The organism is Caulobacter radicis (assembly GCF_003094615.1).
In the GTDB taxonomy this organism is placed as follows: domain Bacteria; phylum Pseudomonadota; class Alphaproteobacteria; order Caulobacterales; family Caulobacteraceae; genus Caulobacter; species Caulobacter radicis.
Window position 1 is genome coordinate 45871 of record NZ_QDKO01000016.1, and the last position, 21597, is coordinate 67467.

Sequence of the window (21597 nt, forward strand, 5' to 3'; positions counted from 1 at the left end):
CACCCTACACTTTCTTCGGTGACGAGGAAGACTCGCGCACCACGAGATAGGGGATGGTCTTGGCCGGATCGCCCGGCTCGTAGCCGTCGCGGGCGATCAGCTTCTCGGCCGCCATGCGGCCCACTTCCCTCGTCGGGATGTGGATCGTGGTCAGCGGCGGCCAGACGGCCTGGGCGATCTGGAAGTCGTCGAAGCCGACCACGGTCAGGTCTGCCGGCACCGTCAGGCCGGCGCGGCGGGCGGCCTGCAGCACGCCGGCGGCCATTTCGTCGTTGCCGGCGAAGATGGCGGTCGGACGCGGGGTCTTGGCCAACAGCGCCTCGCCGCAGGCCAGGCCCGATTCGAAGGTATAGGCGCCCTGCACCACATAGTCGGGATCGAGCTTCACGCCGGCCTTTGTCAGCGCGTCCTCGAAGCCCCCTCGCCGCTCGTGCGACGACCGGAAGCTGGGCAGGCCGGTGATGAAGCCGATGCGCTCGTGGCCCAGACCCACCAGGTGCTCGCCCATGGCCTGGGCGCCCAGCCGGTCGTGACCGACGATCATGTGCTCTTCTTCGTCGAGCGGCACCGAGGCGATGCGGATGTATTCGCAGCCGATGTCGCGCAGCAGGTCGGCGACGCGCTCGTCCTCGGACACCGACGGCGGCAGGATCACGCCGAACAGCTTTTGCCGCTCGATGAACATCCGCACATCCTGCAGGAAGGTGGGGCTGGAGCGGTCGCACGGATGAACCACCAGCTCGAAGCCCGAGCCGCGCATGCCGTCCAGCAGGCCCAGCTGCATGTTCACGACGTACTGCGGGTTGGGGTTGTCGTAGATCATGCCGATCAGGAACGAGCGGCGGAAGGCCAGGCCCCGGGCCTGGGGATCGGGGGCGTAACCCCACTCGGCGATCACCGCCTCGATCCGCACCCGCGTCTCTTCGCGAACGAAGGGCGACTGGTTGATCACGCGCGAGACGGTCTTCTTGGAGACCCCGGCCAGGCGGGCGATGTCGTTGATGGTGGCGCGGCGGCGGCCGCTTTCCAGCGCTGCGTTCACATCCGACTCGTCGGCGGACTTTTTGGGCGTCTTTGACGAGGTCACGGCGTTTCCATGCGGCGGGCGTTCTTTTCTTTTGTCATACTCCAGCGTCGAAAGCGTAGCCAATCTGCGGCTAAAAGCGCGCTGGCGAAGCTCTTGACACCGGTTTCCACTCCCTTAGGACCGGATGGCAACACAAAAAGTCGCAAAGACAAAGACCCCAGATGAGCGAAACGGCCACCTTTCCCGGCGAATCGATCCACGGCGTCGATCCGCGCGACCACGTCGCCACCGCCCTGCGCCCCCTGTCGGCCGGCGAAAGCGTCGACCTGCACGGCGAGCAGATCCTGGTGCGGAGCGACATTCCCAAGGGCCACAAGATCGCCGTGCGGCCGGCGGCCAAGGGCGAGGACGTGCTGAAGTACGGTTGGCCGATCGGCCGGGCCACGGTCGACATCGCCGTCGGCGACCACGTGCACGTCCACAATGTCGAGACCCGGCTGGAAGGCGTCGAAGGCTATGCCTACGCCCCGGCCGAGACGGACAACACCGAAGTGGTCGGCGACCGAACCTTTCTGGGCTATCGCCGCAAGAACGGCCGGGTCGGCACGCGCAACGAGATCTGGGTGCTGTGCACCGTCGGCTGCGTGGCCAACACCGCCCGCCGCATCGCCGAAAAAGCCAATGCCCGCTTCGCCGGCCGCGTCGACGGCGTCTTCGCCTTCCCCCACCCGTTCGGCTGCTCGCAGCTGGGCGATGATCTTTCCCACACCCGCCAGCTGATCGCGGGCCTGGCCGCCCACCCCAACGCCGGCGGCGTGCTGATCCTGGGCCTGGGTTGCGAGAACAACCAGCTGAAGGCCCTGCTCGACAGCGCCCCGGACCTCGATCCCGAGCGGCTGCGCTCGTTCACCACCCAATTCGTGGAAGACGAGTACGAACAGGGGCTGGAGGCCATCGAGGCGCTCATCGAGATCGCCGAGAAGGACCGCCGCGAGCCCGCCCCGATCTCCGAGCTGGTGGTGGGCCTCAAGTGCGGCGGCTCGGACGGCTTCTCGGGCGTCACCGCCAACCCGCTGGTCGGCCGCATCGCCGACAAGGTGGCCGCGGCCGGCGGCACGCCGGTGCTGACCGAGATCCCCGAGGTGTTCGGAGCCGAGAACGTGCTGCTGCAAAGAGCTGCAAGCCGCGAGGTTTTCGACGAGGCCGTCGAGGTGATCGACGACTTCAAGCGCTACTTCATCGACAACCACCAGCCCATCTACGAGAACCCCTCGCCCGGCAACATCGCCGGCGGCATCACCACGCTGGAGGAGAAATCCCTGGGCGCGGTGCAGAAGGGCGGCCGCGCGCCGCTGGTCGAGGTGCTGCGCTATGGCGAGCGGGTCGGTCCGCACGGGCTCACCTTGCTCGAAGCGCCCGGCAACGACGCTGTGTCGTCCACGGCCCTGACGGCGGCCGGCGCCACGGTGATCCTGTTCACCACCGGCCGGGGAACGCCTTTGGGCTTCCCCGCCCCGACCCTGAAGATCGCCTCCAACAGCGCCCTGGCCGCCCGCAAGCCGTCGTGGATCGACTTCGACGCCGGCGTGGTGCTCGACGGCCAGACCATGGACCAGGCGGCGGACTCGCTGCTCGACCTCGTCGTCGCCACCGCCTCGGGCCAGGAGACCAAGGCCGAGCGCAACGGCGAGCGCGAGATCGCGATCTGGAAGTCAGGGGTTACGCTCTAAGCCCGTTCCGCCTTGGCCGGCAGCCGCGCGCCGATGAAGTCGGCGAGGCAAGCGGCGGCGGGATGGCCGCGGTTGCACAGCGTGATCGTCGTGAAGTCCGGGAAGACCGCCAGGTCGCCGTTGATCCCGGGCGCGGCGCCGCCATGGCCGTAGTAGCGCAGGCCGTTGCGCTCGCGGATCGCCAGGCCCAGACCCCAGTGCGCGCTTCCGGCGACCACCAGCGGCTGGGTCATGGCCCGCAGCGTCTCGGCCCGCACGAGCTTGCCCGCCCGTAAAGCGACCACGAAGGCGTGCAGGTCGTCGACGGTCGAATAGGCCCCGCCGGCCGGCAGGCCGACATAGGGCCCCAGCGGCTTCAGGCCGGTGGCCCGCGCGCCGGCATAGGCGGCGGCCGTGATCCCGGCATGGTCCGCGTTCAGCGAGGTCGCCGTCATGGCCGCCGGCTTGAAGACCCGGGCGTCGACAAGCGCGGCGTAAGGCCGGCCGCCGACACGCTCCAGGATCCGTCCCAGCAGCACGAACCCGTAGTTGCTGTAGCCCCACCGCGAGCCCGGCTCGAACAGCGGATCCCGGCCGCCGTACATCGCGACCAGGGCGGCCGGCTCGGCGCTGGCGCCGGCGCGGCCGTCATAGCCGGGACCGAAGATGTCGCCGGTTCCGCCGGTATGGGTCAGCAGGTGGCGAACGGTGACGCGATCGGCGACGGCGGCATTGGGATAGTCGGGAAGATAGGCCCGGATCGGCGCATCCAGGGTGAGGCTCCCCGCCTCGACCATCCTCATGACGGCGACGGCGGTGAACATCTTGCCCATCGAGCCAATGCAGAAACGCACGTCCGGGCGATTGAGCGTCCGCGCGGCCTCGTCGGCCAGGCCACGCGCCTGGCGCAACAGCACCCGGTCGCCTCGGGCGACCAGCGCCGCGCCGTTGAAGCGGCCGCCCCGCCCCTCCTCCTCGATCTTGTCCCGGGCGGCTTTCAGCGCCATCGCCTCGCTCAGGCGAGGGATCGGCTCGCCAGCCGGCGCGCCGGCGAAGGCGATATCGTCCAGCCTCTGGTCGCCCGACGCCTGCAAGGTGAGGCGCGAGCGACGATCCCAGGCCCGATCCCGAACCAGGGCGGTGATGCTGTCGGCCGTGACCGCCTCGACCGCGATCAGGTCGAACCCGCCGCTGATCTCGCGCACGGACAGGTCGTCGTCGAGATAGGGGGCGACGCTTGGGGCCGTGCGGGTCACGAAGGCCTGGTAGACGGCGAGGTCGGCGTCGTTGAAGGCCGCCAGCCAGCGCTTCAGCCAGGTCCGCATGCGATCCGCCTCGCTACCGGCCTGGGCCCGCGCGGCGCCGGCCGACGCCGCCGCCCCGGCGCCCCCGACCATGAACTCCCGACGCCGCATGCCGCCCCCCCCTGCCCCGAAATCGCTTGCGCGAAACCGTTGTAACTAGTTACGACGAGAGTCAATGACCGAGCCGCTCCCACCTCCCTCCGACTTCAGCAAAGGCAGCGGCGCGGCCGCCATAGGCGCGCGCCTGCGCCGGCTGTCCGAGCGGATCGACCGTGACGCCGCCCGGCTCTACCAGGAAAGCGGGGAAGCGTTCGAACAGCGCTGGTACGGGGTCGTCCAGTTGCTGAGCCGCCAGGACGCGCTGTCGGTCGGCGACCTGTCGGCGGCGCTCGGCGTCAGCCACGCCTCGATCAGCCAGATCCGCGACGGCCTGGCCAAGGCCGGCCTGATAGCCTGGGAGATCGACGCCAGGAACGCCCGCCTGCGCCGACTGCGCCTGACACCGAAGGGCCGCGACCTGGCGGCTCGCCTGGCGCCGCTGTGGGCCGCCCTGAACGCGGCCGCCATCGAGCTGAATGACGAGGCGGCCAACGCCCTGGCCGCGATCGAGCGCCTGGAAGCGGCGCTGGCGGGGACCTCGCTCTACGACCGGGTCAGGGCCAGGCTCGACTAGCCTGGGAGCTCCCTCACCTGGCCTCGGCGATCTCGTACATCAGGTCGACATAGCTCATCGCGCCGCCGACTAGGCCCTGGACCTTCGGATTGCTGCTGTCGATAACGTAATACTCGTTGGGCGCATGGGCGCCGCTGCCGTGGCCAAGGCCGAACTGGCCCGCCGGCAGGCTGACCGGCGGCGAGGTGAACACCGTGCCCGGCCATGAACCGGCCAGGCGCGGATAGAGCGTCGCCGGCGCGCCCAGGCGCTTGTAGCTGGCCAGCTGGGCGCGGATCAGGCGGCTGTCCTCCGGCGTCTCGGTCGGGTCGTAGCCGCCGCTGACCTTGATCTCGACGTCGTTGAAGCCTCGCTTGTCGAGGTGGGCGCGGATCTTGGCCACGGCGTCGTCCATGGTCATGTTCGGCACCAGGCGCAGGTCGATCTTGGCCACGGCGCGGCCGGGCAGCACGGTCTTGCCGCCAGGACCGGTATAGCCCGAGACGAGGCCCTCGATGTTGATCGTCGGCTGCGAGGCCAGGCGCTCCAGCGCCTTCTCCCACGGCAGGTCGTCGATCCAGCGGTCGACGCCGAGCGCCTTCTTGGCGTCGGCCTCGGTCATGCGCTGGGCGGCCAGCGAGATCAGCTCCTTCTCGCGGGCGGTCAGCGGCCGGACCTTCTCGAAATAGCCGTCGACGGCGGGCGTGTTGCCGTCGGGCGTGACCAGGGTGGTCAGGGCCTGGACCAGCCGCCAGGAGGGACTGTCGACGCGGGCCTTCTCGCTGGAATGGATGTCGGTCTTGGGACCCCTGCCCCACTTCTCGCCGCTGGCGACCAGTTCGAACTCGACGACGCCCTTGGCGCCCAGGTTGACGCTGACGCCGCCGTTGCTGGGGCTCTGCCAGCCGGCCGGGATGATCACGCCCTCGCACTTCTTGAGCGCGGCCAGCACGTTGGGCCGGGTGACGATCTGGCGGAAGTGCGGGCTGCCGATTTCTTCCTCGCCCTCGCAGACCAGGACGAGGTTCACCGGCGGCTTCTTGCCGGCGGCGCGGATCGCGTGCAGCGCGGCCAGCAGCGAGGCCTGCGGGCCCTTCTGGTTCACCGCGCCGCGCCCGACGATGACCTTGCCGAAGCCGGGCTTGTCGACGATGCGCGCTTCAAGCGGCGGCGAGCTCCACTCGGCCGGATCGTACTGCTTGACGTCGTACATGAAGTAGATCGCCAGCCAGCGCCTGGCGCCGACGTCGAGCACGCCAAACACGCCCGGCGCGCCGTCGGTTGGGATCTTCTCGACGTTGGTGAAGCCGGCGTCGCTGGCCAGGGCCGCCATGTAGTCGGCCCCCTTGTCCATGTCGCGGTTCTCGGCGGCGATCGACGGCAGGGCGATCCAGTCCTGGATGCGCTTGACCGAGGCGTCGTAGCCGGCCTCGGCGGCCTTGCGGATCGCGGCCATGTCGGCCTCGCGCGCGGACGGCTTGGCGGCGGCCAGGCCGGGGGCCAGCAGGGTGGCGGCGGCCGCGCCGGTCATCAGCGCGCGGCGGCTCGGAGCATCGGACATCGTCTTCCCCACGAAACTCTGCGTGGAGAGGATAGGAGGCTACGACTCACCGGGGAGCAAGACGCCCGACGCGCGCTTCAGCCCCGGCCGCGCACCCAGGGCATGATGCGGTCCTGCACCGGCTGGTCGACATAGGTGTGGAACAGCCAGGCCGCGCCGATGGCCAGCGGGAAGCCGGCCAGCCACATCAGCCACTGCCAGCCGATGCCGATCGGCACGGTGTCGATCAGCTTGTGAACGGCGCTCCAGTAGATCACGCCCACGAGGATGTGGGTGATGAACAGGGCGAAGGACAGCTTGGCGCCCTCCTCGATCCAGGCCTTGGGATGCTTCACCGGCAGGCGTCCGGCGCCGAGGATGATGGCGGCCAGGCAGGTCAGGCTGGGCAGGTCGAAGCGGCCGATCATCTGCAATATGACCAGGCCGGCGCAGCCCAGCGTCAGCAGGACCTTGGCGGCCTTCTCGCTCGGCCAGGACAGCTCGACCGCCCGCGCCAGGCACAGGCCCAGCAGGAACAGCGGGATCGCGCGCAGCACGCCGATGCGCAGCGGCAGGTCGGACAGGCCGATCGGGACCTCGGCGAAACCGAAGCCTTTGGTGCTGCGGGCAGCAATGTCGAACAGCACCACGACGACGGCGGCCAGGGCGATGGGCAGCCAGGGCCGGCGCGTGGCGCTGGCGGCGCGCCAGAACCAGGGGAACAGGGCGTAGCAGACGATCAGCGCCGACAGCGACCAGCTGGGCAGGTTCCAGCCGTCGCTGTTGAAGCCCCAGGCGTGCATCAGCATGGCCTGAAGCGGCAGCTGATCCCAGGCGAAGCGCGAGGGCTTGTGGGCGTCGGTGCCGACCAGGTTCAGGGCGAAGACGAGGCCGGCCATGGCGGCCAGCACCATCAGGTGCCCGGGCCAGACGCGGGCGGCGCGGCGCAGCCAGAACTGGAAGTGGGTGATGCGGCCGGAGATGGCCGACGGCCCGTAGGCGCGGCCAAGCACATAGCCCGAAAGCATCAGGAAGAAGTCGGTGGCCAGATAGCCGCGCGCGAACACCGGGTGGAAGCGCTCGATCCGCAGCGGGCTCTCGGCGCCGAAGTGGTAGACCACGATCAGCAGGGCGGCCAGCAGGCGCAGCAGGTCCAGGGCGCCGCCACGGGTGGCCGGACGGGACGAATGGCCGACGGGTGACGCGACCGGGACGGCGGATCCCGACGGGGACGCGGCCGACTCCGAGGATGACTGGGACGTGCTCACGAGGGGAGGCCTTAACAAAGCCGAGCCCCCGGGGGAAGCGGCGGAAGGTCGCGCTGGGCCATGCTTGACCACCGAGGCGCGAGCGCCCATCTGTAACTGCACAAGTTTCTATTCGGATATCGCCGCCATGACCCGCATGCCCGTCCTCTTCATCGGCCACGGCTCGCCGATGAACGCCATCGAGGACAACGCCTGGAGCCGCGTCTGGGCGCAGCTGGGCCGCGACCTGCCGCGCCCCAAGGCCGTGCTGATGGTCAGCGCCCATTGGGAGACCATGGGCGGCACCGCGCTGAGCGCCGCCGAGCGTCCCGAGACTATCCATGATTTCGGCGGCTTCCCGCAGGCGCTGTTCGACGTTCGCTACAACGCCCCGGGCGATCCGGCCCTGGCTCAGCGCGCCGCCGACCTGCTGGCCCCGCAGCGCACGGTGCAGCACCCGACCCGCGGCCTCGACCACGGCGCCTGGAGCGTGCTGCTGCCGATGTATCCCGACGCCGACGTGCCGGTGGTGCAGCTGAGCATCGACCGCGGCCAACCCAACGCCTGGCACTACGAGGCCGGCCGCAGGCTGGCGGCCCTGCGCGACGAGGGCGTGCTGATCATCGGCAGCGGCGACATCGTCCACAATCTGCGGGCCGTGAACTTCCGCACCGGCGAGACCCCCGACTGGGCGCCGCGCTTCAACGAGCGCGCCAAGGCCCTGATCGCGGCCGGCGACCACCAGCCGCTGATCGACTGGGAGAGCCTGGGCCCGGACGCGGCGCTGTCGATCAACAGCGCCGAACACTACCTGCCGCTGCTCTACGTGCTGGGCGCGCAGCAGCCCGGCGAGTCGGTGTCGTTCTTCGCCGACGACGTGTTCGCGGCGATCTCGATGACGGGCGTGCAGGTGGGGTAGCCAAAGCCCCTCCCAAGTTCCCGTCATTCCCGCCCATGTGGCGGGAACCTCTCTGTCAGCCGCAGGTGCGGGAGGGGCGGCGTGCTCAGCACGCCGCTTGCATGCCCCTGCGAGCGGAACGAGGGTTTCCCGCAACAAGGGCGGGAATGACGGGAGCATGGAGACGCCGTTCTCAAGCCCTCTCCAGCGCCCCCTTCCCCAACCTCGCCGCCGCCGCCACGGCCGCGGCTCGGCGCTCGTCCATGCCGTTGTCATAGATGCGGCGCACCCGGGCCAGGATCTCGGGCGGGGCCAGCTCGGGCCGCCCCGACTGGAACGGCGGGTCGGGCGCGTACTCCACGGCCAGCTGGATGGCCTGGGCGACGGCTGGCCCGGCGATCTCGGCGACCAGGGTCAGGGCGAAGTCGACGCCGGCCGTGACCCCGCCGCCGGTGACGAAGCGGCCGTCGCGGACCACGCGGGCCTCGTCGGGGATCGCGCCGAACAGCGCCAACTGCTCGCGCCAGGCCCAGTGGCAGGCCGCGCGCTTGCCCTCCAGCAGTCCGGCCGCCGCCAGCACCAGCGAACCGGTGCAGACGCTGGTGACGTAGCGCGCGCTCCAGGCCAGCCGCTTGATCTCGGCGAGGAAGGCCGGATCGCCCATGGCCTGCGTCGTGCCGAAGCCGCCGGGAATGCAGAGGATGTCGCACGCCTCGATCTGGTCGAGCCGCGCCAGATGGGCGAAGATCAGGCCATCGGCCTCGATCTCGCCGCCGGCCAGGCTGGCGACGGTGATCTGAGCCCCCGGCAGGCGCGCCAGGATTTGGTGCGGACCGGTGAAATCGAGATGGGTCACGCCCGGAAACAGGGCGAAGACGATGCGGATCGGGTCGGCCATGGTCGGGCTCCTCGTTTGACGACCGATGCTCTCCCAGATAGCGTGCGGCGGAAATGACGGAGATCCCTCGATTTCCGCCACCATTCGAGGGAATGCCATGCCTCGCGCGATCGGCATGCTGGTCTATCCCGGCTTCCAGCTTCTGGACGCCGCCGGACCGATCTCGGCCTTCGAGATCGCCGCCCGGTTCGATCCGGGCGCCTACGGCCTGACGGTGGTGTCGCGCGACGGCGGCTGGACGGCCAGCAGCTCTGGCGCGGCCTTCGACACGGTCGCCTTCGACAAGGCCCCGACCTTCGACACCTTGCTGGTCTCCGGCGGCGACGGCGTCCGTGCGCCCTCCACCTGCGAAGCGACCCTCGACTATGTGCGCGGGAGCGCCCGCGCGGCGCGGCGGACGGCCAGCGTCTGCTCGGGAACCTACGTGCTGGCGGCGGCGGGCCTGCTGGAAGGCAAGCGCGCGACCACCCACTGGAGTCGCACCAAGGACTTCCAGAAGCGCTTCCCGAACGTGCGGCTGGAGGCCGACCGGATCTGGGTGCAGGACGGCCCGATCTGGAGCTCGGCCGGCATCACCGCCGGCATCGACCTGGCCCTGGCGATGATCGGCGCGGACCTGGGCGAGGCGATCGCCAAGCGCACGGCCCAGCAGTTGGTGGTCTATCACCGCCGGCCAGGCGGCCAGTCGCAGTTCTCGGCCCTGCTGGAGCTGAAAGGCGGGCGCTTCGACGCCCTGCTGGCCTGGGCGCGCGAGAACCTGGCCCTCTCCCTTTCCGTGGAGGACCTGGCCGAGCGGGCGGCCATGAGCCCGCGCAACTTCGCCCGGCTGTTCGCCGCCGAGACCGGCTCGACCCCGGCCAAGGCCATCGAGCGCCTGCGGGTCGAGGCCGCCCGCACCCTGCTCGACAGCGCCCCGCTGCAGGTGGAGGACATCGCCCTGGAGGCCGGCTTCGGCGATTCCGAGCGCATGCGCCGGGCCTTCATCCGCGTCTACGGCCAGCCGCCCCAGGCGCTGCGCCGGGCGGCGAAGGCGGGCTAAGCGCCCCGCAGGGCCTTCACCTCGGCGCGCAACTCGTCGAGGCAGACGGTGTTGGCGCGGGCAAGCTCGGACAGTTCGGCCATCCGCAGGGCGTCAAGCTTGTCGTGCAGGCGCATGATCTCAAGCTCGGCGCGCAGGTTGACGACGTAGTCGTGCTCGGCCGCCTCGCGGTCCTTCGTGGCCTGGCGGTTCTGGCTCATCATTATGATCGGAGCCTGGATCGCCGCCAGGGTCGAGAGCACCAGGTTCAGGAAGATGAAGGGATAGGGGTCGAAGGCCTTGTGGAACGGCATCAGGGCGAGGTTCAGGATCACCCAGGCCGCCAGCACCGCCGAGAAGCCGCCGATGAAGCCCCAGGAGCCGCCGATCGCCGCCACACGGTCGGCCAGCCGCTCCCAGAAGCTGCCTTCCTTCTCGGCCAGGCCCGGCGCGAGCCCCGTCGGCGCCTCGGCGGCGATCAGGTCGATGACGCTGCGCTTGACGGCGGAAAGCTCGGCATAGGCCTCGCCCAGCAGGGTGCGCGAAAGGTGGTCGAGTTTGTCCGCGCTCATGGGTCCGTCCGGCTTGGTGCCTCTCCATCATTCCGTGCGTCGGGCTTCACCGCAACGCGGTTGACAGGGTCGCGTCAGGGGCGCGAGGGTCGCTACGTCGGCTCGTCGACCAACGACAAGTCATCATCCCGGGAGCACCAGATGGCCCACAAGTTCCTGATCAAGAAGAACAAGGCTGGCGAGTTCGTCGCCTACTTCACCTACAACGGCGAGAGCATCTTCTGGACCGAAGGCTACGCCTCGAAGGCGTCGGCCAAGAACGCCATCGACTCGATCAAGAAGAACGGCCCGGACGCCGAGGTCGACGACCAGACCGACTGACGCACGCGTGAACTTGACCCCTCCCCGTCGGTCGCTGTCTGATCGGCGATAATCAACGATAACGACGGGGAGGCGGACATGTCGGCTCGCAAGGCCATCTTCATCACCGGCGCGGCCAGCGGCATCGGCCTGGCCAGCGCCAAGCGCTTCGCGGCGGAAGGCTGGTTCGTCGGCCTTTCGGACATCGACGAGGCCGGGCTTTCCAGCGCCCTGGCCGACATCGGCCCCGCCAACGGCTCCATCCATCCCCTGGACGTGCGCGATCGCGAGGCCTGGACGCCCGCCCTTTCCGCCTTCACCCAGGCCGCCGGCGGCCGGCTGGACGTGCTGTTCAACAACGCCGGGGTCGCGCGCTTCGGCCCCTTCTCGGAAAGCGACCCGCAGGGCGACGACCTGATGCTGGCGGTCAATGTGCACGGCGTGCTGAACGGCGCGCGGGCCGCCCTACCCTTCCTGAAGGCCACGCCCGGCTCGCGGCTGGTGAACATGGCCTCGTGCGCCGGGATCTACGGCTCGCCGGGCCTGGCGGTCTATTCGGCGACCAAGTTCGCGGTGCGGGGCCTGTCCGAAGCGCTGGACGCCGAGTTCGCGGCCTTCGGCGTCAGCGTGGCCTGCGTCATGCCCTGGTTCGTCGAGACGCCGATCCTGCGCAACTCGCAGCCGGGCAAGAACGCCGACATGGGCGAGGAACTGCGCAAGAGCGGACTGCCCGTCTACGGCGTCGACGAGGCCGCCGAAACGGTGTGGCGCGCGGCCCACGGCCGCGAGCTCTATTATCTGGTGGGCAAGCGGGCCAGGCAGATGCGCTTCATGGCCCGCCTGGCCCCCGGGTTCCTCAGGAACCAGCTCCGGTCGCGATCACTGAAGACGGCTTGACCGCATCGCCCTTGTCGGCGGCCTTGGCCGGATGCATGGCCGGGGCCGAGGCCGGCTCGGGACCGACCTTCTCGGGACCGCCCATGCCGCCTTCCTTGGCGATCGCCATGGCGCTGGCGACGTAGATCATCGGCTTGCCGTCGGCGCTGGGGGCCTGCGGCAGGGAGGTGAGGACGGGCGCGTTGGGCAGGTCGTCGACCGTCGAGGGACGCGGCTTGTCGGTGAAGGCGCCCGGTGCGCCGGCGCGACCGCCGAAGCGGTAGAACACGTGCATGCCGACCTGGGCGACGCGCATCAGGCGTGGACCCCAGTTCGGCGCGACGCCGGTGGTGTGGAAATGGGTGGCCGAGCCGACCTCGGACATCACCGTGCCGGCCAGGGCGCGCGAGGCGACCTTGCGGGCCCGGGTCCAGGCGGCGCGTTCGCGACCGGCGCGCATCGAGCCGTCGCAGGCGAAGCTGAACTGGCAGCCGGTGCGGGCCGAGGCGCCCTGGAACACCACGCCGCAGATCGACTTGGGGAACGAAGGGTGGCGTACGCGGTTTAATACGACTTGAGCCACCGCGGCCTGGCCGCTGGAGGTCTCGCCCCGGGCTTCGTAGTAGACGGCCTGGGCCAGGCACTCGAGTTCGCGCGAGCTTTCGAGGGCGTTGGCGAGGTGGAACGGCGCGGCGGCCGGATTGAACGAACCGCCGAGGCTGGCGCGCAGCAGGAGCGGCTTGTCCGCGGCCTTGTCGTCGCCGCTCTCTAGACGGGAGGCGAGCAGCGAGGCCTGACGGTCGCGCTGGGCGTCGCCGGCGACGGTGTAGGGGTCATGGCGGCGGGCGATGGCGAGCGCCCCGGCGTCCATGCGCGACGCGGCCTGATGCAGCGCCGCTTCGGAGTAGCTCCCCGCGGCGCTGTCGGCCAGGCGCGTAACCCGAGCGTGCTGAGCGGCGGTCTGGGCCATGCCCCCCGCCAGATAGACGCCGCCAAGCGCCAGGCCCGTGACGGACCCGACCAATACGGCGCCGATCAGCCCGCGCGCGTCAGCGCACGTCTGCGACTTGATATTCAAAACTTGCGTCCTGCGCGACGAGGGCGCACCGGCCCCCCGACAAAAACGCTCCCAAGACACCCGGAAAAAGCACTATCGGGCCGGTCTGGCAGCGGAGGTTCGACCATTCGCAATAAGGTCGAGATCCTGCTTATGCCTCGCCTTATGACCGAACTATGACCGAGTCGCAAGCGCCTGCTGCACCGCAGCATGGATTCTGCCCGCCTTTTCGGCGACCGATACCGTTAACACTTTGATTCACAGGAAAAACCTGGACGGGCGCCAAAACGCCGCAGCAGCGCGGTTTTTGGCAGCCCGCGCGGCCTGTTCGGAACCTCGATCAAGCTTCGCCGTTAACCGCTGCAGTTTCATCGGCCTCGCGCCGACGCCTTGGAGACCCGCCATGCCCCGCCTCTCGCCGTCCGTCCCGCGCCTGGCCCCCGTCCTCGCCCTGGCCGCCCTGACCACGGCCTGCGGCCATAACATGGAACAGCGGGCGGCCACCGGGGCCATCGCCGGCGCGGTCGTGGCCGGACCGTTCGGCGCCGTGGTCGGCGCGGGCGCGGGTGCGGTGGTGGACAAGACCTCCAAGCCGTCGCCGCGCTCGAAGAAGCGGCGGTAGGCCCCGGGCCTCATGCGCCAAGACCCTCCCCCTGAAGGGGGAGGGTCTTTGGATCTACGAACCTCCCCCACAGGGGGAGGCGATCGCGTCAGCGATCGGTGGGGGGAGTTGGGAAACCAGCCGACGCCTCGCAAGCTGAAAACGCCCCCCTCCGGCCCTCCGGGCCACCTCCCCCAAAGGGGGAGGATTTCTAGACCAGCGTCACGAACAGCTCGTTCTCGATGACCCATTGGCCGGCGAGCTTGCGCCAGGTGGCCAGGTAGGTTCCGCTCTGGGTCGCGCCCTCGCCTTTCCAGGTTCCGACCCAGCGGCCGCTTTCCGCCGCGCGGACGCCGTCGGCGTCGACCTCGATCAGGTCGCTGGTGCGGACGTAGGAGACGAAGTCGCGGTCGGCGAACTGACCGGCGAAGGCCTCGATGATCTGGTCGCGGCCCAGCAGCAGCGAGCCGTCGCCGGCGATGACCTTGGCGTCGGTCGTGAAGAAGGGAACGAGACGTCCCGCGTCCTTCCCGGCGATCAGCCGGTTGGTGAGCTTGCGACGGGCGGCGACGGCGTCCTGCGGCGCGATCATGAACTGACGGGTCCCTTCTTTATGCAGGTCGATATAGGCTGCGCCGTCGCCCCTCAGCAAACCCGGACCCCGATGCCGCTCGACGACCTCGCCGCCCGCGCCGCCGCCCTGCCCGTCCTGACGACGCCGCGCTTGACCCTGAGCCCTCCGGAGATCTCTGACTTCGACGACAGCGTGGCCATGTGGTGCGAGCCGGAGGTCTATCGCTATGTCGGCGGCCGCGCCTCGACCCGCGAGGAAAGCTGGGCGCGGCTGCTGCGGGCCCGGGGCCTGTGGGCCCTGCTCGGCTACGGCTATTGGGCGGTGCGCGAGACGGCGACGGGGCGATATGTCGGCGAGGTGGGCTTCGCCGACTTCCACCGCGACATCGAGCCGTCGTTCGAGGGCGTGCCGGAGATGGGCTGGGTGCTGGCCGGCTGGTCGCACGGCCAGGGCTTCGGGACCGAGGCGGTGAGCGCGGGCCTGGCCTGGGGCGAGCGCCGGTGGGGCCGGGATCCGGTGGTCTGCATCATCCACCCCGACAACGCCGCCTCGCTGGCGCTGGCGGCCAAGACGGGCTTCGTCGAACAGGCGCGCACCACCTACAAGGAAAGCCCGACGGTGCTGCTGCGGCGGGGGTGATCAGGGCTCGCGGTTCTCAAGCGCCATCAAGGGTCGTCATCCCGGCCGAAGCGTAGCGCAGAGCCGGGACCCGGGGGTCGCCGCAATGCGTTGGCCACCGCCTGGACGCTCAATCAATCCGCCGAGCCCAGCCCCCTGGGTCCCGGATAAGCGCTACGCGCTTTCCGGGATGACGGTCATGGGGATGCGGAAAGCCTGGATCCCCGCTTTCGCTGGGATTTTACGGAGAGGACAGCCTCTAGGCCGCCTGGAGCTGCTGCTTGACCCGTTCGGCCAGGGTCTTGATGTCGATCGGCTTGGGCAGGAAGGTCACGCCGGTCTCGCCTTCCAGCAGGTCGCTGAACTCGGCCTCGGCATAGCCGGAGATGAACATCACCGGCGCGGTTCCCAGGTAGCCGCGCGCCTTCTTGAGCAAGGTCGGGCCGTCGATGCCGGGCATGATCACGTCGCTGATCAGGAGGTCGATCTTGCCGGCGTTCTCCTCGGCGATGATCAGGGCCTCCTCGCCGTCGCTGGCCTCGAGCACCTCGTAGCCGCGGGCGCGCAGCAGGCGGGCGGCGACGCCGCGCACCGCGTCCTCGTCCTCGACGAACAGGATGCGGCCGGCGCCCGACAGATCGCGGGCGGCGCGGGGCTTGGGCGGTTCGGCAACCGCCACGGCCGCCGCGGCGGCCTGGGCCGGGGTCGGTTCGTGCACGGGCAGGAAGATGCGGAAGGCCGCGCCCTCGCCCGGACGGCTGTGGACGTGGATCCAGCCGTCGCTCTGCTTGACGATGCCGTAGACGGTGGCAAGGCCCAGGCCCGTGCCCTCGCCCACCGGCTTGGTGGTGAAGAACGGGTCGAAGATCTTGCCCATCACCTCGGGCGGGATGCCGGGGCCGTCGTCGCTGACCTCGATGAAGGCCTGGTCGCCTTCGGCGCCGGGGAAGCCCAGGCTCCTGGCCTCGTCCTCGTTGAGGCGGGCGGTGCGGATGCGCACGACGCCGCCGCCCTTGGCGGCGCGCACGGCGTCGCGGGCGTTGACGGCCAGGTTCATGACCGCCGTCTCGAGCTGGCTCTTGTCGGCGCGCACCTGCGGCAGGTCACGGCCATAGTCGGTGATCAGCTTGACGTCTTCGCGCAGCAGGCGGCGCAGCAGGACCTCAAACTCCGAGATCAGCTCGCCCAGTTCAAGCACCTCGCGCTGGACGGTCTGCTTGCGCGAGAAGGCCAGCAGCTTGCGCACCAGGTCGGCGGCGCGCACGCCGGTCTGGCGGATCTCGTTGAGGCCTTCGTAGGACGGGTCGCCGACCGGATGGCGGTGCAGCAGTTCGTCCAGGCGCAGCTGGATGGCGGTGAGCAGGTTGTTGAAGTCGTGGGCCACGCCGCCGGCCAGCTGGCCGATGGCCTGCATCTTCTGGGCCTGGGCCAGCTGCAGCTCCATCTGCTTCTGCTCGGACACGTCGATCAGATAGGCCACCAGTCGCCCGTCGGCGCGGTAGAGATAGAGGTGGGCGATGCGCGAAGGATCGCGGGCCAGGCGCACCTCGAACGGGCCGGCCTTGCCTTCGGCCAGGCGCGTCTCGGCCTCGGCGCGCGAGGGCGGATCGATCAGCTCGCCCAGCGCCATGCCGGCGCGCACGGCGCCCGTCATGGCCGAGAGGGCCGGATTGGCCTCGAGGACCGGCGAGTTGAAGGGGTCCAGCCCCTCCAGCAGGGCGGCGCCGAACGGCGAGGCGCCGGAGAAGGCGTCCAGCGCGCGCGGCGGCGGGGCGGCCTGGGCGACGACCGGCGCGGTCGGCGGCAGCGGGGCGGCGATCGGCTCGGCGACGGCCGGCAGGCGGACCAGCAGGCGGCCGCCGGCCACGCGGGCGGCCAGGGCGGGACGGTCCTGGCCGGCGACCGCGATCAGGCCTTCCGCGGCCTCGCCCTTTCGGGCGCGGACCAGGGCCGAGAATAGCGAGGCGTCCTTGGGCAGGCGGCGGGCCTCGCCCAGGGTGTCGCGCCAGGCCTGGTTGGCGGCCAGGATGCGGCCGTCGGCGGCGGTCAGGGCCGCCGGTTCGCCCAGCGCGTCGATGAAGCTGTCGACGACGTCGACGCCGTTGTCATGCGCGGCCGAGGCGCGGATGGCCACCAGGCCCAGGATGGCCACGCCCGCGACTCCGGCCAGCAGCAGCAGGCCCGCCAGGGTGGCCGGACCGGCGCGCAGGGCCGGAGCCGTGGCGAAGCCGGCGGCGAGGACGAAGAAAACGGCCGCGCCCCAGATCAGGGGGTCGGCGCGGCGGCGGGTCGCCGTCATGTCTTTTCCGGGCGTCTCGGCCATGCCGACCGAAATCCTTCTGCAACCTGGTCGGGTGAAGGCCCCGACGATTCGTCCGGTAAGGATACTCCTTACGCGGCGCTAGAGCGCGTTTATCAAGCAGACCACTGATTCTACGGCGGAAATGTGATTTCCCGGCGGTTCCGTACCAGGCCGCGGAACGATCCGTTCACCGTCAATCGGCCCAGGCGCGACGCTTGGACTGCTTGTTGCTGAGCACGAAGCCGATGACCTTGGCGACGGCCTCGAAGTGCTCGGCGGGGATCTGCTGGTCGATCTCGACGGCGGCGTAGAGCGCCCGGGCCAGGGGCGGGTCTTCCAGCACGTGGACGCCGGCCTCCTCGGCCACGGCGCGGATCTTCAGGGCGAGCTCGTCGAGACCCTTGGCCACGCAGATCGGCGCGGGGGTCTCGCCCTGCTCGTACTTCAGCGCCACGGCGTAGTGGGTCGGGTTCATGACGACCACGGTGGCCTGGGGCACGACCTGCATCATCCGCTGGCGCGAGCGCTGCATCTGGATCTGGCGGCGCTTGGCCTTGATGTGCGGGTCGCCGTCGCTGTCCTTGTGCTCGTCCTTGACCTCTTTCAGGGTCATCCGCATGCGCCTGTTGAAGCGCAGGCGCTGCCAGAACCAGTCGAAGCCGGCGGTGACGACCAGGAAGATCAGCACGGCCCAGAACAGCTTCTTGCAGAGGTCGACGGCCAGCGGGAGCATGGCGGCCGGGTCCATGCCCACCAGTCCGATCACCATGTCGGCGTCGGGCTTGAGCACGAACCAGGCGATGACGCCGGTGACCAGGAACTTCAGGGCCGACTTGGCGAACTGCATCAGGCCGTCGGGCCCGAAGATCCGGCCCAGGCCCTTCATCGGGTCCAGCTTGTTGAGGTCGGGCTTCATCTTCTCGGCCGAGAACAGAAAGCCCGACTGGGCGATGTTGGCGGCCGCGCCCATCAGGCCCGAGACCACCATCACCAGCACCAGCGGCGGCAGGGCCGCCATCAGCACCTTGCGGGCGATCAGGTTGGCGCCGCCCTGGACGTCCATCTGGCCGGCCTGGGCGATGAACGGCACGAGCGCCTGGGCCATGTCGCGGGCCAGCCAGCCGCCGGCGATGGCGATGACGCCGAACGCGCCGGCCAGCGAAGCCAGCTGCGAGAAGTCCTGACTTTTGGGAACGTCGCCCTTCTTCCGGGCGTCCGCCAGTTTCTTGGCCGACGGATCTTCTGTCTTCGATTCCTGGTCCGTATCGTCAGCCACGGCGCGCTCCTAGTTGAAGACGCCGAGCAGATCGCGATAGCGATCGCTCCACACCATGGCGATGCCGCCCAGGGACAGGGCCAGCAGCGAAAGGCCCAGGATCACGCTGAGCGGCGAGGTGACGAAGAAGATCTGGAACGAGGGCATGACCCGGCCCACCAGGCCGGTCGCCAGATTGAAGACGATCGAGAACACGATCACCGGCGCGGCCAGCTGGACGCCGAGCATGAAGCTCTGCGCCACGGTGCGGACGGCCAGGGCGGCGGCGTCGTTGACCGGCACGCTCTTGGTGAACGGGAAAAGCTCGTAGGACCTGGCCATCGCGCCGATGAACAGGTGATGCAGGTCGGTGGCCATGACCAGGGTCAGGCCCAGCATCGACAGGAAGGTGGCCACCGCCGTGCTCGACGGCGCGCCGGACGGGTTGGTGGTCTGGGCGAAGGACAGGGTGGTCTGCAGCGAGACGATCTCGCCGGCCGTGGTCAGGGCGCTCATGAACAGCTTCAAGACCGCGCCGATCATCAGGCCGATGAGGATCTCATGGATCACCTGGCCGGCCAGGCCGCCCAGGGTGGTGGGCAGCGGGCCGACGGTCTTGGCAACCACCGGGGTCAGGACGACGGCGATCAGCAGGGCGAAGGCCAGGCGAATGCGCGGCGGCACGGCCTGCTCGCCGATGCCCGGCATCAGCATGACCATGGCCCCGATCCGGGCGAAGACCAGACCGGCGACATAGACCTGGGCGGTCGTCGCGAAGCTGTCCACGCCCCGCCCTTCCCTACATCGCCGCGATGCGGGCGGCGATCTGGCGCATGAAGCCAGACATCAGCGCGCCCATCAGCGGCAGGAACAGCAGCAGCGAGATGAAGATGGCCACGATCTTGGGCGCATAGACCAGGGTGGCTTCCTGGATCTGGGTCAGGGCCTGGAACAGGCCGATGGCGACGCCGACCACCAGGCCGACGATCAGCACGGGCGCGCACAGCTGAAGGGTCAGCCAGATCGCGTCGCGACCCACGTCTAGGACTTCGGCTCCGGTCATGAACGGGCTTTCTGCGTACGCTCTGGTCGGTTTGGTGTGACCGCCACCCTGCGCCCGACATGGTTAACAGGGAGTTAGGGACTGTTAACACCGCGCCTGCGTCACCGCGCCGCAGAGGTGACGCAGCGGCGCCCCGCTTTAGTTGCTGGCGAAACTATCCCGCGACATGCAAGCTTCACCAATCAGTCGGGAAAGTGTCATGCATACGGATTCGAATTGGCATTGGTGGCAGCGTCATCCCTTCGTCGGCCTGGCCGTGGGCTGGGCCGCGATCGCGCTGGGGGCGGACCTGATCGCCCTTCTGCTGCGCCATTGAACGAAAAAGGGCGCGGATCGAAATCCGCGCCCCTCTTCCCAACGACAGTCGACAAAAGCCTCAGCAGTCGTGGCCCGCGCCCAGCGGGCGGCAGCGGCCGTCGATCGCCTTGGGGATCGGCACGCCGGTGACGGCGGCGATGGTCGGGGCGATGTCGACGGTCTCGATCGGCAGGATGCGCTCGCGCGGTTGCGCGCTCTTCCACCAGAACAGGATCGGCACGCGGCGGTCGTAGTCCCAGGGCGTGCCGTGGGTGGCGACATAGGTGTTGCTGGCGGTGGCCGGCACCAGGTTCGGCTTGAAGGCCACTAGGATGTCGCCCGAACGGCCCGGATAGGCGCTGCGGCGCAGGCGCTCCTTGACGCTGATGGTGTCGGGCGACGTGCCCTTGGCCACGGGCGGCGTGGTCAGGAGGTCGTTGATCTCGTAGGCCTCGGCCACTTCGCCGCGCGAACGGACCAGGGCCAGGGCGGCCGAGGCGATGCGTGCGCGCTCAGTCGCGGGCGGGGTCTTCTTGTCGGCGCCGACGATCACCAGGGTGTCGATGCCGCCCGGAGCGACCAGCGGATCATAGTCCAGCGACAGGTCCGTGCGCAGCTGCTGGTTCAGGCCCTTCAGCCAGGCCGAGGTGGCGATGCGCGAGACGTCGTAGCCTTCGTCATGCAGGCGCTCGGGGAAGTCCGAACCGCCGTGGTCGGCGCTCAGCACCACCAGCACCTCGCCCTTGGCCTTGCCGATGCGCGACAGGAAGGTGTCCAGGCGCGCGTCCAGGCGGCTGAGGTGGTCGCACATCTCCGGACCGCGGGTGCCGTAGCGGTGGCCGATGAAGTCGGTGGCCGACAGGCTGACGGTCAGCACGTCGACCTGCGGGCCGTCGCCCAGGCCGAACTCGTCGCGCAGGGCGGCGGCGGCTTCCAGGGTCACGGCGTCGGTATAGGGGCTGGCCGACAGGTCGCGCAGGGTCTCGGCGTCATTGGTCGGCAGCGGACGCGGCAACTTGGCGTCCCAGGTGCGCTCGCCGGTGGTCCAGGTCTTTTCGAGGGCGGCGCAGGCCTTGTTCTCGTAGGTCCAGACGAAGGGCTTCTTCTTCTGCTCGGCGGCCAGGCGCGCGTTCAGCGCCGCCACCGGCGCAAGCCTGGTCGCGGCGTCCTCGCCCGGCTTGACGTAGGTCGTGAAGCCAAAGCCCGCCTGGTACCAGAAGGCGCCGTCCGGATCGTGGCCGGCCATGGTGATCGCGCCGCGGTCCTTGCCCGACACGCCATAGACGCGGCTCTTGGGCGAGACGGCCTTCAGCCATTCGCCATAGGTGGGGACCATCAGGTTCCTGGGGCTGACCGGGTCCTGCTCGGACGGCGCGGCCAGGGTCACCGACTCGTCGAGCAGGCAGTAGGACTTCTTGCCGGTCGTGGCGTCGTACCAGTTGTTGCCGACGATGCCGGTGCGGTTGGGGTAGGCGCCGGTGAGCAGGCTGGAATGGCCCGGGCAGGTCTCGGTCATGCCGTGCGACTGGTAGCCGTTGGGATAGGTCACGCCCTCGCGGCCGAGCTTGCCCAGGCCGCCCTTCCATTGGCCGCGCCACTGTTCGAACAGGTTGGCGCTGAACTGGTCGATCGAGATCACCACGACCAGCTTGGGGTTGGGCTTCACCTGGTCGGCCGCCTGTGCGGGCGCGGAAGCGAAAAGGGCGACGCCGGCCAGCGCCGACAGCGCCGTCTTGGGGCCAAACGGGAAGGTAAGCTTGCTCATGGCGCGCAACCTGCCCCAACGACC

General features: G+C 69.7%; 21 protein-coding genes. 8 read left to right on the forward strand and 13 right to left on the reverse strand.

The window, feature by feature from the left end; genetic code table 11:
- Positions 1-4 precede the first annotated feature (4 nt).
- A complete protein-coding gene (locus DDF62_RS09935) occupies positions 5-1087 on the reverse strand; it encodes a LacI family DNA-binding transcriptional regulator (RefSeq protein WP_116488969.1) in 1083 nt (360 codons plus the stop codon).
- A 161-nt stretch (positions 1088-1248) separates the two neighbouring features.
- On the opposite strand from DDF62_RS09935, the gene DDF62_RS09940 reads away from it, so the two are divergent.
- Complete coding sequence (locus DDF62_RS09940; protein ID WP_116488970.1) at positions 1249-2757, forward strand: UxaA family hydrolase; 1509 nt, start codon at positions 1249-1251, stop codon at positions 2755-2757.
- On the opposite strand, the gene DDF62_RS09945 is transcribed toward DDF62_RS09940, so the two are convergent.
- Complete coding sequence (locus DDF62_RS09945) at positions 2754-4151, reverse strand: serine hydrolase domain-containing protein (protein WP_116488971.1); 1398 nt, start codon at positions 4149-4151, stop codon at positions 2754-2756. The two genes, DDF62_RS09940 and DDF62_RS09945, sit on opposite strands and share 4 nt — an antisense overlap.
- Before the next feature lie 64 nt (positions 4152-4215).
- Here DDF62_RS09945 and DDF62_RS09950 point away from each other — a divergent pair, with 64 nt between their 5' ends.
- The gene (locus DDF62_RS09950) at positions 4216-4713 is read left to right on the forward strand and encodes a MarR family winged helix-turn-helix transcriptional regulator (protein ID WP_116488972.1); all 498 of its coding nucleotides are present in this window, start codon (positions 4216-4218) and stop codon (positions 4711-4713) included.
- Positions 4714-4726: 13 nt separating this feature from the next.
- Here the strand turns inward: DDF62_RS09950 and DDF62_RS09955 are convergent, their stop codons facing one another.
- Both DDF62_RS09955 and DDF62_RS09960 read right to left on the reverse strand, forming a co-directional pair.
- Positions 4727-6253 (reverse strand): M20/M25/M40 family metallo-hydrolase, encoded by a 1527-nt coding sequence (locus DDF62_RS09955; protein ID WP_116488973.1) that lies wholly within the window; start codon positions 6251-6253, stop codon positions 4727-4729.
- 77 nt (positions 6254-6330) lie between these two features.
- Positions 6331-7500, reverse strand: a complete 1170-nt coding sequence (locus DDF62_RS09960; RefSeq protein ID WP_244286784.1) for an acyltransferase family protein — start codon at positions 7498-7500, stop codon at positions 6331-6333.
- A gap of 127 nt (positions 7501-7627) precedes the next feature.
- Here DDF62_RS09960 and ygiD point away from each other — a divergent pair, with 127 nt between their 5' ends.
- Entirely contained in the window at positions 7628-8398 is a 771-nt protein-coding gene (gene ygiD / locus DDF62_RS09965) for a 4,5-DOPA-extradiol-dioxygenase (protein WP_116488975.1), read from the forward strand.
- Between the two features lie 172 nt (positions 8399-8570).
- On the opposite strand, the gene DDF62_RS09970 is transcribed toward ygiD, so the two are convergent.
- A complete protein-coding gene (locus tag DDF62_RS09970; protein WP_116488976.1) occupies positions 8571-9275 on the reverse strand; it encodes a DJ-1/PfpI family protein in 705 nt (234 codons plus the stop codon).
- A gap of 97 nt (positions 9276-9372) precedes the next feature.
- Here DDF62_RS09970 and DDF62_RS09975 point away from each other — a divergent pair, with 97 nt between their 5' ends.
- Positions 9373-10314, forward strand: coding sequence for a GlxA family transcriptional regulator (locus tag DDF62_RS09975; RefSeq protein ID WP_116488977.1), 942 nt, complete (start codon positions 9373-9375; stop codon positions 10312-10314).
- On the opposite strand, the gene DDF62_RS09980 is transcribed toward DDF62_RS09975, so the two are convergent.
- Positions 10311-10865: a DUF1003 domain-containing protein gene (locus tag DDF62_RS09980; protein ID WP_116488978.1), complete on the reverse strand. Its 555-nt coding sequence runs from the start codon at positions 10863-10865 to the stop codon at positions 10311-10313. The genes DDF62_RS09975 and DDF62_RS09980 overlap by 4 nt on opposite strands.
- Before the next feature lie 141 nt (positions 10866-11006).
- Between DDF62_RS09980 and DDF62_RS09985 the strand changes: the two genes are divergently transcribed.
- Both DDF62_RS09985 and DDF62_RS09990 read left to right on the forward strand, forming a co-directional pair.
- Positions 11007-11186 (forward strand): YegP family protein, encoded by a 180-nt coding sequence (locus DDF62_RS09985; RefSeq protein ID WP_116488979.1) that lies wholly within the window; start codon positions 11007-11009, stop codon positions 11184-11186.
- Between the two features lie 78 nt (positions 11187-11264).
- Positions 11265-12062: an SDR family oxidoreductase gene (locus tag DDF62_RS09990; protein WP_116488980.1), complete on the forward strand. Its 798-nt coding sequence runs from the start codon at positions 11265-11267 to the stop codon at positions 12060-12062.
- On the opposite strand, the gene DDF62_RS09995 is transcribed toward DDF62_RS09990, so the two are convergent.
- Entirely contained in the window at positions 12022-13119 is a 1098-nt protein-coding gene (locus DDF62_RS09995) for a cell wall hydrolase (RefSeq protein WP_116488981.1), read from the reverse strand. The two genes, DDF62_RS09990 and DDF62_RS09995, sit on opposite strands and share 41 nt — an antisense overlap.
- 382 nt (positions 13120-13501) lie before the next feature.
- Here DDF62_RS09995 and DDF62_RS10000 point away from each other — a divergent pair, with 382 nt between their 5' ends.
- Positions 13502-13720 (forward strand): hypothetical protein, encoded by a 219-nt coding sequence (locus DDF62_RS10000; protein ID WP_208866846.1) that lies wholly within the window; start codon positions 13502-13504, stop codon positions 13718-13720.
- A 190-nt stretch (positions 13721-13910) separates the two neighbouring features.
- Here DDF62_RS10000 and DDF62_RS10005 read toward each other — a convergent pair whose 3' ends face one another.
- Complete coding sequence (locus DDF62_RS10005) at positions 13911-14291, reverse strand: YybH family protein (RefSeq protein ID WP_116488982.1); 381 nt, start codon at positions 14289-14291, stop codon at positions 13911-13913.
- Positions 14292-14363: 72 nt separating this feature from the next.
- Here DDF62_RS10005 and DDF62_RS10010 point away from each other — a divergent pair, with 72 nt between their 5' ends.
- Positions 14364-14912 (forward strand): GNAT family N-acetyltransferase, encoded by a 549-nt coding sequence (locus tag DDF62_RS10010; protein ID WP_116488983.1) that lies wholly within the window; start codon positions 14364-14366, stop codon positions 14910-14912.
- A 238-nt stretch (positions 14913-15150) separates the two neighbouring features.
- Here DDF62_RS10010 and cckA read toward each other — a convergent pair whose 3' ends face one another.
- From cckA to phoY, 5 genes are all read right to left on the reverse strand, one after another.
- Positions 15151-17214, reverse strand: coding sequence for a cell cycle histidine kinase CckA (cckA, locus tag DDF62_RS10015; protein WP_116488984.1), 2064 nt, complete (start codon positions 17212-17214; stop codon positions 15151-15153).
- Positions 17215-17386: 172 nt separating this feature from the next.
- Positions 17387-18469, reverse strand: coding sequence for a flagellar biosynthesis protein FlhB (flhB, locus tag DDF62_RS10020; protein ID WP_116488985.1), 1083 nt, complete (start codon positions 18467-18469; stop codon positions 17387-17389).
- A gap of 9 nt (positions 18470-18478) precedes the next feature.
- The gene (gene fliR, locus DDF62_RS10025; RefSeq protein WP_101718896.1) at positions 18479-19234 is read right to left on the reverse strand and encodes a flagellar biosynthetic protein FliR; all 756 of its coding nucleotides are present in this window, start codon (positions 19232-19234) and stop codon (positions 18479-18481) included.
- 13 nt (positions 19235-19247) lie between these two features.
- Positions 19248-19511: a flagellar biosynthesis protein FliQ gene (gene fliQ, locus DDF62_RS10030; RefSeq protein WP_058349392.1), complete on the reverse strand. Its 264-nt coding sequence runs from the start codon at positions 19509-19511 to the stop codon at positions 19248-19250.
- 376 nt (positions 19512-19887) lie between these two features.
- Positions 19888-21573, reverse strand: a complete 1686-nt coding sequence (gene phoY / locus DDF62_RS10035; protein WP_116488986.1) for an alkaline phosphatase PhoY — start codon at positions 21571-21573, stop codon at positions 19888-19890.
- Positions 21574-21597: the final 24 nt, after the last annotated feature.

What these genes read in the sequence shown, in the direction of transcription:
- ygiD (WP_116488975.1), top strand. Translation starts at nt 7,628, where the DNA reads ATGACCCGCATGCCCGTCCTCTTCATCGGCCACGGCTCGCCGATGAAC.
- DDF62_RS09945 (WP_116488971.1), bottom strand. Translation starts at nt 4,151, where the DNA reads ATGCGGCGTCGGGAGTTCATGGTCGGGGGCGCCGGGGCGGCGGCGTCG.
- DDF62_RS09975 (WP_116488977.1), top strand. Translation starts at nt 9,373, where the DNA reads ATGCCTCGCGCGATCGGCATGCTGGTCTATCCCGGCTTCCAGCTTCTG.
- DDF62_RS09955 (WP_116488973.1), bottom strand. Translation starts at nt 6,253, where the DNA reads ATGTCCGATGCTCCGAGCCGCCGCGCGCTGATGACCGGCGCGGCCGCC.
- DDF62_RS09985 (WP_116488979.1), top strand. Translation starts at nt 11,007, where the DNA reads ATGGCCCACAAGTTCCTGATCAAGAAGAACAAGGCTGGCGAGTTCGTC.
- DDF62_RS10005 (WP_116488982.1), bottom strand. Translation starts at nt 14,291, where the DNA reads ATGATCGCGCCGCAGGACGCCGTCGCCGCCCGTCGCAAGCTCACCAAC.
- DDF62_RS10010 (WP_116488983.1), top strand. Translation starts at nt 14,364, where the DNA reads ATGCCGCTCGACGACCTCGCCGCCCGCGCCGCCGCCCTGCCCGTCCTG.
- DDF62_RS09940 (WP_116488970.1), top strand. Translation starts at nt 1,249, where the DNA reads ATGAGCGAAACGGCCACCTTTCCCGGCGAATCGATCCACGGCGTCGAT.
- cckA (WP_116488984.1), bottom strand. Translation starts at nt 17,214, where the DNA reads ATGGCCGAGACGCCCGGAAAAGACATGACGGCGACCCGCCGCCGCGCC.
- DDF62_RS10000 (WP_208866846.1), top strand. Translation starts at nt 13,502, where the DNA reads ATGCCCCGCCTCTCGCCGTCCGTCCCGCGCCTGGCCCCCGTCCTCGCC.
- fliQ (WP_058349392.1), bottom strand. Translation starts at nt 19,511, where the DNA reads ATGACCGGAGCCGAAGTCCTAGACGTGGGTCGCGACGCGATCTGGCTG.
- phoY (WP_116488986.1), bottom strand. Translation starts at nt 21,573, where the DNA reads ATGAGCAAGCTTACCTTCCCGTTTGGCCCCAAGACGGCGCTGTCGGCG.
- DDF62_RS09970 (WP_116488976.1), bottom strand. Translation starts at nt 9,275, where the DNA reads ATGGCCGACCCGATCCGCATCGTCTTCGCCCTGTTTCCGGGCGTGACC.
- DDF62_RS09990 (WP_116488980.1), top strand. Translation starts at nt 11,265, where the DNA reads ATGTCGGCTCGCAAGGCCATCTTCATCACCGGCGCGGCCAGCGGCATC.
- DDF62_RS09980 (WP_116488978.1), bottom strand. Translation starts at nt 10,865, where the DNA reads ATGAGCGCGGACAAACTCGACCACCTTTCGCGCACCCTGCTGGGCGAG.
- DDF62_RS09950 (WP_116488972.1), top strand. Translation starts at nt 4,216, where the DNA reads ATGACCGAGCCGCTCCCACCTCCCTCCGACTTCAGCAAAGGCAGCGGC.